We start from the raw sequence: 11,961 nt of genomic DNA, 5'->3' as shown, positions 1-11,961 counted from the left end.
ACGCTCTCTTCTCATAAAAAGACCACCTACTTTCTTAATTTTAACAATACTTCTCTTTAAAGAAGTTGTCCAATTAAGTGTAGACGGTCCACTTTCAACTTGTGTGAATATAGGTGCCCTATATTTATTCCTTATAGATTATAAATCATTGTCATTAAAATATAAAAACCGCCTAATTCAAGAACTTAGTTCCCGAATTAGGCGGTTTACTTTGTAGCGCAATTTATCTAATAGCTTCCCTTACTATAAAATAAGATATTCAAATTTATGGCTAATTTCTTCTACTTTATCTTTATTCCCTACTTCTCTAAAGTAAAGTATTGCTTTTTGATACATTTCTATTGCTTTCTTTCTATTTTTTAGTGAAACGTATATATCTGCAAACTGATTAAATCCTTCTCCCATAATTTCAAAGTCATATTTCATTACGTTAGCTTCTAAGTCTCTTAATAACATCATAGCTTCATGATCATTACCTTCTTTTATAAAATCACTAACGTTCTTAATTCCCTTTTTAATATACATCTTAAATAAACTCCTTTTATCCATATCTATATTAGCTATATCATTGTAATACCTAAGTTGGCTAAATACAAGTTAACTAAAATGTATTTAGTATTAAATCAATAATTATTTTATAACACTTTTGTTTTACAAATAGCAGTGTTAAGGACATTATTCCGAGTAATGTCCTTAAGGGGTCTTATCGTTAAGGAGCATTATCCAGAATTCTGCCAGTTAGCCCGAACCCAAGCCCCAACCATACCCACTTTCTCCACACGAAAAAGCTGAGACAATTGATTTGTCTCAGCTTTTCCTTTACTTAAAGTTCAATTGTATTTCTTTATTTGATAATGGTGCGAATTGATTGTAAATTTCAAGTAGTTTTACTTTTTCGTTATTCCAATTATAGATTTCTTTAGCTTGTTTAGTGTTCTCACTAAGTCTATTTCTAAGTGCCTCATCGTTCACTAATTTATTAACCGCTTCAGCTATTTCATTTGCATTATGAGGGTCGACTACTATACCTGTATTAGTTTCGTCTACTACTTTTTTGATTTCTGGAAAATCACAACTTATAACTGGTACATGTGCCATCATATACTCGAACAATTTATTTGAGCTTGCTGAGTAATGATTGAAACATATGTTTTGTAACACTTGAAATCCTAAGTAAGCTTCTCTAGTATAAGATGGTAATTCTTGAAAAGGCACTTTATCTAAAAAGTGTATTTTATGTGCTTTGGCAGAACTTTTACTCATATCTTTTAATTGTTGTGTTAATTTTCCTCCGCCAATAAATAATAAATGTCCTTCTTCAATTTCATCCATTGCTTTAATCAATAATTCTAGTCCTCTACCTTGTTGTAGTCCACCTTGATATAACAATATTTTTTCATCTTCATTTATACCTATTATTTGATGTAAGTTGATTTTATGTTTATCTTGTATTTCATATTTTTCAGAGTAATTGTATAGCGTTTTTGGATAAAATCCATAAATTTTTTCGTTATACTTTGCTCTTGTATGGTTTTCTACAATCATTTGATCAACAAATTTTAGAATAAATGATTCAATTTTTTTAATTTTTTCTTTATTATAACCTGTTCTATCTGATTGAACTTCATGACTATCATAAATAAGTGGTCTTGGTTTTAATCTTAATTTCGAGCAAACGATTGCTTGAGGTAATGTATTTAAATCATTTGCATGATATATATCTGCATTCTGGAAATAACCTTTAACAATCATTCTCGTTATAATGGCACCGTTTATGAACCATTTTCTTAGTTTTTTAATTTTAATCATACCTGCAGCAATAACTAGTGACATTAAATAGGCAGCCATTATAGTAAAGCTAATGTAAAAAAGCGCTGGTATAATCGCAACTTGAACACCAGCAACTACTAGTAAAAATTTTTTTCCATAATCTTGATATGCTTGTAACATCCAAGGATAACGTTTTACTCTATGGACTCTAAATGAATTAGAAATTTCTTCATAGGCTGTGATGACAGGATTTTTAGGATCATTGATTGCAATTAAGTCTACTTCATAGCCTTGTTCTGCTAATGTTGTACATTCTCTATTTACTCTCGCATCATTTGTAAAATGATTCCAAACAAACATTGTGACTTTTTTCATTTTCTAACCTCATTCTTTATGATTTATAGTATACCTACTTGGAACAACAGTATATACAACCATGCTACACTCACTAGCCCAATCATTGCTAATATGCTTGTTGGTCTTTTTTCTTTATGAATTACAGATTCATCAACTTCTTTATCACGTTGTTGTTGAATTTTAATACGTTTATAATCTAACTGTTCTTCTTTAGTTTTCTTTTTTACTTTTTGAATGAGATGAACATATCTCGCAACTACATCATTAACTTCACCATACGCAACCATTTCTCCATAATGTATCCAGATTGCTTTCTTACACATTTTTTTAATTTGTCCTGCTGAGTGTGATACAAAAAATATTGTCTTACCCTGCTCTTGTAATTCATGCATTTTATCTATACATTTATTTGAAAAAGTTTCATCTCCTACAGATAACGCTTCATCAACAATTAATATATCTGGGTCTGTATGGATAGCTATAGCAAATCCTAATCTAGATTTCATACCGCTAGAATACGATTTTAAAGGTTGATATATAAATTCATCTAATTCACTAAATTGTACAATATCATCAAATTTTTCATTGATTTCTTTTTGTGTCATGCCATGCATCAAGCATTTATATTGAATATTTTCTGCACCAGTAAAATCTGGGTTCAAACCTGCACCAATAGCAATTAAGGAAGGTTTACCATTTGTATGTACTGTACCAGACGACGGTTCGACTACCCCACCTAAAATATTAGATAGAGTTGACTTTCCGGAACCATTCAATCCAATAATGCCTACAGATGTCCCCTCTTCAACTTCAAATGTTATATCGTGTAAAGCATAGTAAGGTTTTGATTTATAACTTAAGCCAAAAGTAAATAAAGATAATAATTTTTCTTTTCTATTTACATTCAAGTCATAAACCTTTGAGACATTTTCACATTTAATTTTATATGTTTTTGTCATCTTCATCACCTTTTCTTAAAAACGTAATTAGCTTTTCAATATTATCTTCCCAAATTAAATGTTCATCTCGGTATTTTTTTGCGTTGTTTTCTTTTATCAACAACTTATTTTTGTCATTTTTTAAAGATTCTATCTCATTAACTATTGTTTCATTTGAAGCTTGTTTCCGAGCAAATCCTAAATCATATTTTTGTATAATCGCTTCAGTAGGACCACTTATATTGGATACGGGCGGAGTACCTACTCCAATTGAATCAACAATTTTACCTGGCATAACATTCATAAAAACATCTGACGATTCTAATATTGAAAGTGATACATGATGTTTAGAAATTTCTGATAGACAAGCTACACGATCAACTGGCTTTTTCACTTGGATATACGCACATTCTTTGACAGCTTTTCTAAATTTATCAGCTTGTACACCGTACACAATAGCAGTTACGTATATTTTTTTATTATTTAATGCTTTACATATTGAGATTAACTTATCGACATCTTGAGCATACCCTATATTTCCAGTATATATTACACTGAAATCTTGATACTTTTCTTCTGTTATTAGCTCACTCTTTGAAATTCCATTAGGTAAGTAAAAAATTGGTGTTTTATTTTCTAATTTATTTTGTATGTGTGCTCTAAATGCTTCATTGTTTATAACAATTTTATCTGTAGAATTGTACATCTTCTTCTCTAAATATTTTAAAAGTGGCATAAATAAACTGATGTTTATATGTTTTAAACCGTTTACACTATCTGGCCATAAATCTCTAATTTCTAAAACATATGTCGGTTTTTTTGCTTTTTTGAAAAAAAGCGTCGCCCAAGCAAGAAATATATTTGGACTGGAAACGTATATAATATCATAATCTTCTTTATGCATATTCAGAAATACTTTTAATCTAACGTACTGTTCTATATAGTATACTAACCTCATAATAAAATTACTATTTTGTTTATTACCATGCATTTTCATACGTATAATTTTACTTTTTTCTAATTTATTTAAAGATTGATCAGTAAAGTATGCATCATCATCAAATAAGCTTTGATTTGGATATGTTGGTTCAGTTGTTAACATAGTCGGATCTGCGCCTTTGACTTTAAATGCTTTAAACATCATTTTCATTCTGTTTGCTGCAGATCCGAGTTCTGGGTAAAAGTTTTGGGAAATCATTAATAATTTCTTTGTCATATTATAAACACCCTATAAGTAGTCTAGTAACTTCCTTTTAAATCTTGAATGAATTAATGAACCAATTAACAATAATAATATTGTTATTAACCAAAAATATAAATGATCATGCCATTCTCCATATACTGATACATTTCCATGAACAAATGCCGTTCTGTATACACCTACTAAGTAGGCAAATGGATTCAAGCTCGCTAATCTTTGTAGAATACCATGTGCCTCTTCCATCGCCCAAAATATTGGTGTCATAAAGAATAACATTCTAATGATATTTTGAAGTAAATTTTTAGTATCTCTAATGATAATTATTAAAGTACTCATAATTAGTGAAATACCAAAAATAATTGCATACGATGCTACTAAGAAATAAATAAACCAGAAATAGTGCCACCATGGTACATAACCATTAACAAGTGAAATTACAAATAATATTGATGATGTAATCATTAAATTAATCATATTGTTAGTTAATGCGATTGAAATAAATATTGATGAAGGGAATCTCATCTTTGATAATAGTCCTACATTACCTTGTATTGAAGTTGCACCAGTATTGATACCTTGTGATATAAATAACCATGGAAAGAGACCTGAAATTAAATGTACTAAAAATGGTACACCAACTACTTGTGCATTAGCATCTCCTCTTAAACCTAAACCAAATACGAGATAATAAACTGCTACTTGTAGTATTGGCTGTAATATATTCCAAAACACACCAAGATAGTGATTGGCGTATTGACTTTTCATATTATAAATTGCAAGTTTTAAAATTTTAGGTAAATTATTAAGTTGTTCTTTAAAGATTTCAGTAACTATCTTCATATTATAACGACCTACTTGATTTTTTATTTTTCAATAAGTTCAAATTCTGAAGCATTTATCCACGATGACTTTTCAAAATTTTTACTTGCATATACTGAAATTATTTTTGACTCATGAGGATTAAAATTCAAATCATATCCATTTATACTTAAATCGACTAAATCGATTTGATGATCCTCAATATCAAAGTATATTATCTCTCTGCCATTAGTGTTGTTATAAAATGTTTTTATTTCAATTTTTTGAACGTTATTAGTTTTGTTAGTTAAAGTAATTATCTTTTTATTTACATTGCTAAACTTATTTGAAAGTGCTCTAAACCGTGTGCTATTTAAATTATTACGTTGATAAAAATCATCTGTTTCAATTATGATGTTTTCTAAGTTACTATTGCGTTCATTTATTTGCTGTTCTAATTGATCCACTTTATTTTCTAAAGTTTGGCTATTGTTTACTTGAAAATAATTTAAAATTGGCCAATTATTTTTTACAATCAATTGATGAAGCTTGTTTTCGTTTTTATCTGAATCATTTATTTTAAGTAATTCAAATAGTATATGCCTTGTATTAATTAAACTAAAGACATCTAAAAAGTCATCACTTTCTTGAATAATACAACTATGCCATCCGTTCATTCTAGATTCATAGTATAAAATTTCATATGGATGATAACCCATTTCTATCGTCTTATTCAATTCATTTCTTTCAATAAAATTAGATAAATATTCTATTTGATGCTCATCATCAAACGGAAAGTCTTTAGCCCATTTTTTAATAGCATTCGTATAAGGAATAAAAGAATCTTTTGTTTGAATACTTTTTGGGACAATATCTTTTGCTAATTCAAAAATTGTCGATTTTAAATGTAATGCATTTTGAAAATCATAATTTTCGTTATAATAATTGATTAAATTAATGCTATGACTTGTTTCATATTGCTCATATTTAACTTTCATTTCAGGCTTTATAGACGAATTATCCATATTAAATAATTTATAGTTTAAATTAAGATTATAAGCAATTTTACGTGCGATTGATTCATCTAATTTATATATCTTCGAAACTTGTTTGTTTTCCAATTCATCTATGTTTCTCGTATAAGTGAAGAATTTAACACTATCCACAAAATCTTTTATATATGATAATGATACTTTTGAATCATGTCCTGCTGTAATAGAGCATAATATTTTTTTATCTAAATTAAATAAATATTTAACTGATTCTTTTATTTCATTATCTATTAAGTTCAATACTTCCTCAGCTGTTTTGACTTTAAAAGGTTTAATTGGATAAATTCTTTTTATTTGATGCTGTGTCATATTTAGCCGTGTATTGGAATTAAACTTATATATGTTTTTATATTTGCTATAGTCTAAAAAACCATTTGATTTAGAAGCTATTTTTTCACACTCAATATTATAGTAATCTTCAATCAACTGCTTGAGTAGTTCTGAGTGACTAGCATACAATGATAATTCATTATGATAATACAAAGACAAAAATGATGTAGCATCATTATAAAAATACACTTGTCCTTTATATTCAATAAACATTGCATATCGACCGTTATAAAAACTCATCTCTTCAAGAAATTCATAAGAATCTAACTCATGTGATAATAAGCGAGAGATTATTTCATGATAGTTTAATTCACTATTTTGAGTATGAACTAAATGACCTAATAAGATGACTTTTGTTTCATTCACCATTACTTCACATTGAGCTAAATCATAAGCATAATAAACATTAAACTTACCGATATTCGTATTCTCTTGATAGTATGTATGATCAAGAGAGAATTGATTAGGTAATACAATATATGCTTTATGAAACTTAGCCAATACATTATCCATCATATTCTCCCCCTATTATCCATCACTTATTGAACTTCTTTTTTTAGATTTTCAACATATTTATTTAAATCATGGTCTTCTGGACGCTTATACTGATCGTATAAACTATAAATTTCTAAAAATCTCTCAACCGCTTCTTTTCTTTCATCAGGTTTAACTTTCTCAAGTCTTGGTAAATACCAACCTTTAACATAGAAGTTAAATCTATGTTCTAAATACGAACTAAGTAAGCCATGCTTTTCATAGAAAGGAATTCTTTCAATTTCTAAAGCATAATATTTATCGAATAATTTTTTGGAAATTGAATTAGTTACAGAACCTGAAACAGCTGCATAATACATATGAATAACGTCAGTAACAGCTTTTACCTTTTTAGAATTAATCATCAATTCTTGGAAGAACAATGTATCTTGCCCAGCTGCTCCTTCAATCATTTGAATGTTATTATCTTTAATAATTGCTGATTTAATAACTAAAGCTTGTATACTTTGTGCTCGTAATCCACATTTCTTCATATATTTCTTAGGATCTTCAATTAATAAGTTACCGTCATTGTATTTCTTAACAGTTCCAGCATAATTAAACAATGCTCTACGTTTGTTGTCTTCTTTAATAATGTTTCCAACAACCATATCTACATCGTTATTTGTTTCGATTTCTTCTAATAAAGTTGCATATCCATCGCCTGTTGCTTCATTATCAGGATCAAGATAAGTTATATATTTTGTAGAAGCAAGCTCTGCACCTTTATTTCTAGGTCTTGATGCACTTCCTGATCCTTGTTCATATTCATAATACACGATATCAGGGAATCTTCTTCTTAGTCTGTTAATAATGGAAATCGTTTCTGAATCTGTGCTTCCATCATTTACAAATATAATCTCCATTTCACTATAGATAGAGGATCTTCTTAAACTACGCATACATTTATCTTCTAAATACGTCCCATTATTGTGTATAGGGATAATTACACTCAATTTTTTCTTTTGCTTATTTTGACCATATAAAGTAGATTCGTAAATTTCGGATTGATCTAAATTATAGCCATTATTGGATTGTAATATATTTAAGTTTTCGTCTACAATATTTCTATGATACATCGTTAAATATTTATTTATTGCTTCATCAATATATTGATGAGCTTCATGCTGTTTATCTTTAGTGACAAAATCAACATCTACATATTTAAAAACAGAAAATAAATCTTCTAAATAATATTCTTCATATGAAATAGAGTCTTTCATAAATGTAATGAATTCATATTGACTATAGTCATCTATTGTCTGGTTAGCTTCAGCTACATCAAATTGCACATAAAGTTGACGAGATAAAATATCATTCATTTTATCTGTTAATTGATCAACAATTACTAAAACTTTACTGTCCTTTTGAGTTGGCTCTATATCTATATACGATAAAACTTCATCTAATCTATGATAAGTTGTGCTATCTCTCATAACACTTCTAATACTTTTCGCCTGCATATCTTCAATTTCATATTCTTTATATTGATTCATAATTGGTGCGACATCGCTTTTATGATTAATCATAAACACATTAGGAAATTGATTATTCACGCCAACTGAATAGTTAGATAAGATTAAATTGCCAAACGCTTGTAATTCAAAAATTCTATTCGCAAACATAGTTTCTGAATATTTAACTGAATTCACATTTACAGCCCATCGATAAACTTTATGTAAGCTCATAAGTTCATTATGATCGATTGGCATTGTTAAAAATGGAATATACTTCATAGGAAATTGATAACGCGTTCTTCTTAAAGGTAAATTTCTATCTATAATCGTTAAATCATTTTCATTATTTATTAATTCATCAAAAATTCTTGCTGATTCTTGGTTTCTTACAGGATATTTTTCAGTCCAACTTCCTGCAAAAATAACATCATTTTTAAATGCTTGATTATATTGGCTTCTTGAACCAACAGGATTATGATAATGTGGATTAATTCCAAACTGTAGTACATGAACATTATCATTTTGACAATATTCTTTATAATCATTAACAACCTCTTCTGCAGAAGTTAAAATAATGTCGCACTCAGTAGCAATATCTTTATATAAATGGAAATTAACAGGATCTTCTTTCGAGTAAAATACAATTGGTATATTAAGATTTTTCGCTTTTTGTATACCTTCTATTAACATTCTTCTCTTTTCGCTATTGACTGATGCTAGACCAGTCCAACTTCCATCTATACCTCTCCATGCAGTTGCTACAATCAATACATCCATATCATCACTTAATGATGAAAACTCACTATCTATATATACAATATTACCTATATCTTTAAACGAATTATATAAAAATTCATCAGCGATTAAACCAACTTTATATTTATTTTTTACAAATACTCTTGATTCGTTAGAGGTATTAAGTTGTGAGATATGTTGTTGATGATTTTCAAGGAAATCTAATTTTGATTCATCTGCAACTTTTTTATAATAATTATGATGATTAGTATAATCTTTTACTTTTTTGAGTTTATACAATCCATACATATAATCTTGTTCAACAATATCCAGAACTTCTTCTAATTGTTCAACTTTTGTTTTGTCGTCAAAGTTAACTAATTCTTCTTTAGCTGTTTGAAGTTTATTACTTTTGTCGATTTTTGTTGGTTCATTTGAAGACATTATGATTTCCTCCTATTTCTCCAACTCCAGTATTTCGTTTGAATTTTTCCTAATTTAGAATTTCTTAAATTGTGATATAGTCTTTCGTATTGTGCTTTTTCTTCTTTTTTATGATTTTTTTGTAAATTAATATTCTCATTAATCAAACGAACAATAGCTGATTTAGATTCTTTTCTTTCTTCTTGAAAATTAGTAATAATATCTAACTGTTCTAGTTCCAATTCATTATAATTTTCGTAACTTATACTTTCTAAAGAATCAATCATTTCGTTATCAATTAAATCTGAAAGACTAATCCAATATTTTTTCTTTTTGATAATAACGCGAACTGATTTCGCTTTTAAAAATACCATATCGATATTCACATTGTTAAAGTCAAATTGTTCTTCATCTAAAGAAAGGTCAATTGTTTTGTTCTTGGCACTATCTTGATAAAATAAAGTAGAATTTTTTATAGATACTTTAGTATTTATCATAACTGCTCTGTCTATATCTTCAGTTTTTACAAAACCACTAAATGTACCTTTATTAAATATTGCTTCTAAAATTTCACCTTCATATAAATATAAAGCTCTAGAAGAATAGTTCTTCTCTTGGAACAATAAGTTATAATCTACTTTAAAACCTAAATCTCTATTTATTTGTGGCGTATTAAAATGAGTTAAATCAACTCTTATTGTTTCTATAGGCTTTGAAATTAATTTGATAGAGTTATTCAATTTAGTCCATCCAATTATATTGGTACCTCTTACAACGAGTCCATAAAGTTCACTTTCTATGTCTTTTACTGAAATAACTTTTAAAGCCTTATTTAAATAATCTGAAACATGATTCACTATAATTTCATCGTCATCCACATCAAATATTTCTTGATTTTCTGGTTCTCTTAAAATAATTTGAAAACTTAATCCGCTTTGAATAAATGGACTTTTTACATCAATCATATGAAGACCCCTCAATCTTTACTTATTAAATGAATATGCAATTTCTTTTCCGAATGTATATAAATTGCCGTAATTATAATATTTAACTTGTTCAAATTTAGATTGAACAACATTTTTAGTATCAAATATGATTTTATTTTTCATACCTTCAAAGTCTTGATCAGTTAATGTTTTAAACTCAGAATGATCGCTTAGTATTAATACTAATGATGCATCTTCAACTGCCTTTTTAATATCTTTCTCAACAAAGCCTAATTCAACATGTGGATCATATGTTTCTACTATAAGACCATCTTCTTTTCTCAAATCATTATAAATATCAAAAGCAGGTGATTCTCTTACATCATCTACATCGCCTTTGTAAGTTAAGCCGAATACTGTAATCTTGTTGCCACCTAATTCTTTTAATATTTTTTTAGATTCTTCAATGACATATTGTGGCATTGAACGATTAATACGTCTGCCCTCTTGAATTAACGGTGTAGTTTCTGGATCTTTTGCAATAATAAAGTATGGATCCACTGCTAAACAGTGTCCACCAACCCCTGGTCCTGGCAAATGAATATTAACACGAGGATGTTTGTTCGCCATTTTAATCACTTCTAATACATTAATATCTAAATGATTACATACCATAGCGAGTTCATTTGCTAATGCTATATTTAAATCTCTATAAGTATTTTCCATTAGTTTACTCATCTCAGCAGTTTTAGCATTAGTTTCAATCATTTCACCTTGTACAAATGTGCCATATACTTTTTTACCTGCTTCAACACATTCCGGCGTGATACCACCAATAATTCTATTGTTATGAATTAATTCATGTAATATCTTTCCTGGTAATACTCTTTCAGGACAATGTACTAGGAAAATATCTTTACCAATTTCAAAGCCTTGGCTTTCAAGATAAGGTTTAACGTGATCATCCGTTGTTCTAGGTGCTATTGTAGATTCAACAATAACAGTATTTCCTTTTTCTAAAAATGGAACGATTGATTCAACTGCTCCCATTACTAATGAAATATCACATGATTCATATTGATCATCATTATTTGGAGTAGGCACTGCAATTATAAAAGCATCTGCTTTTTCAGGTTTTAAACTAGCTTTAAATTTATTTTTAGATAATACTTCTTCATAAGCATCTTGTAAGCCAGGTTCTTCTATATGAATTTGACCGTTATTTAATTTATTCACTGCTTCTTTATTTATATCTACACCCACAACATCTACGCCGTGTTTCGCAAACATAATTGAGGTTGGCAATCCGATGTATCCTAAACCAATAGTAGTTAATTTCATATTATATCCATCCTTTAATAATTAATTGTTAAGCTATTACTTATGTAATATTAATTATATTGTAACTATTATTAAAGCAATAAACAGTTGTTTAACAGA

The 11,961-nt window shown here is 28.3% G+C and carries 10 protein-coding genes; 1 reads left to right on the top strand and 9 read right to left on the bottom strand.

The genetic code is table 11. The features are described 5' to 3' along the window. The coding region (locus LQ668_RS11090; protein ID WP_239776033.1) for a hypothetical protein at positions 1-217 on the top strand (217 nt) is incomplete at its 5' end. 26 nt (positions 218-243) lie between these two features. On the opposite strand, the gene LQ668_RS11085 is transcribed toward LQ668_RS11090, so the two are convergent. The 9 genes from LQ668_RS11085 to LQ668_RS11045 form a co-directional block, all read right to left on the bottom strand. Continuing rightward, the gene (locus LQ668_RS11085) at positions 244-525 is read right to left on the bottom strand and encodes a hypothetical protein (protein WP_078356754.1); all 282 of its coding nucleotides are present in this window, start codon (positions 523-525) and stop codon (positions 244-246) included. Between the two features lie 294 nt (positions 526-819). Further along, positions 820-2,145 (bottom strand): glycosyltransferase, encoded by a 1,326-nt coding sequence (locus LQ668_RS11080; protein ID WP_239776031.1) that lies wholly within the window; start codon positions 2,143-2,145, stop codon positions 820-822. A gap of 23 nt (positions 2,146-2,168) precedes the next feature. Further along, positions 2,169-2,948, bottom strand: a complete 780-nt coding sequence (locus LQ668_RS11075) for an ABC transporter ATP-binding protein (protein ID WP_411815765.1) — start codon at positions 2,946-2,948, stop codon at positions 2,169-2,171. Positions 2,949-3,069: 121 nt separating this feature from the next. Beyond that, positions 3,070-4,281 carry a glycosyltransferase family 4 protein gene (locus LQ668_RS11070; RefSeq protein ID WP_078356751.1) on the bottom strand — a complete coding sequence of 404 codons (1,212 nt, stop codon included), beginning with the start codon at positions 4,279-4,281 and terminating at the stop codon, positions 3,070-3,072. 12 nt (positions 4,282-4,293) lie between these two features. Continuing rightward, a complete protein-coding gene (locus tag LQ668_RS11065; protein ID WP_078356750.1) occupies positions 4,294-5,106 on the bottom strand; it encodes an ABC transporter permease in 813 nt (270 codons plus the stop codon). Positions 5,107-5,129: 23 nt separating this feature from the next. Next, entirely contained in the window at positions 5,130-6,959 is a 1,830-nt protein-coding gene (locus LQ668_RS11060) for a hypothetical protein (protein ID WP_119634686.1), read from the bottom strand. A 26-nt stretch (positions 6,960-6,985) separates the two neighbouring features. Continuing rightward, on the bottom strand, positions 6,986-9,616 hold the full coding sequence (locus LQ668_RS11055) for a glycosyltransferase (protein WP_239700512.1): 2,631 nt from the start codon (positions 9,614-9,616) through the stop codon (positions 6,986-6,988). Further along, positions 9,616-10,560 carry a hypothetical protein gene (locus LQ668_RS11050; protein ID WP_078356748.1) on the bottom strand — a complete coding sequence of 315 codons (945 nt, stop codon included), beginning with the start codon at positions 10,558-10,560 and terminating at the stop codon, positions 9,616-9,618. Before LQ668_RS11050 ends, LQ668_RS11055 begins: the two co-directional genes overlap by 1 nt. Before the next feature lie 18 nt (positions 10,561-10,578). Then, positions 10,579-11,862: a nucleotide sugar dehydrogenase gene (locus LQ668_RS11045; protein WP_239700503.1), complete on the bottom strand. Its 1,284-nt coding sequence runs from the start codon at positions 11,860-11,862 to the stop codon at positions 10,579-10,581. Positions 11,863-11,961 lie beyond the last annotated feature (99 nt).

This window comes from Mammaliicoccus sp. K-M42, assembly GCF_022386375.1.
In the GTDB taxonomy this organism is placed as follows: domain Bacteria; phylum Bacillota; class Bacilli; order Staphylococcales; family Staphylococcaceae; genus Mammaliicoccus; species Mammaliicoccus fleurettii.
Note: the sequence above shows the minus strand (reverse complement) of the source record. Positions and strands in the feature narration are given on the sequence as shown.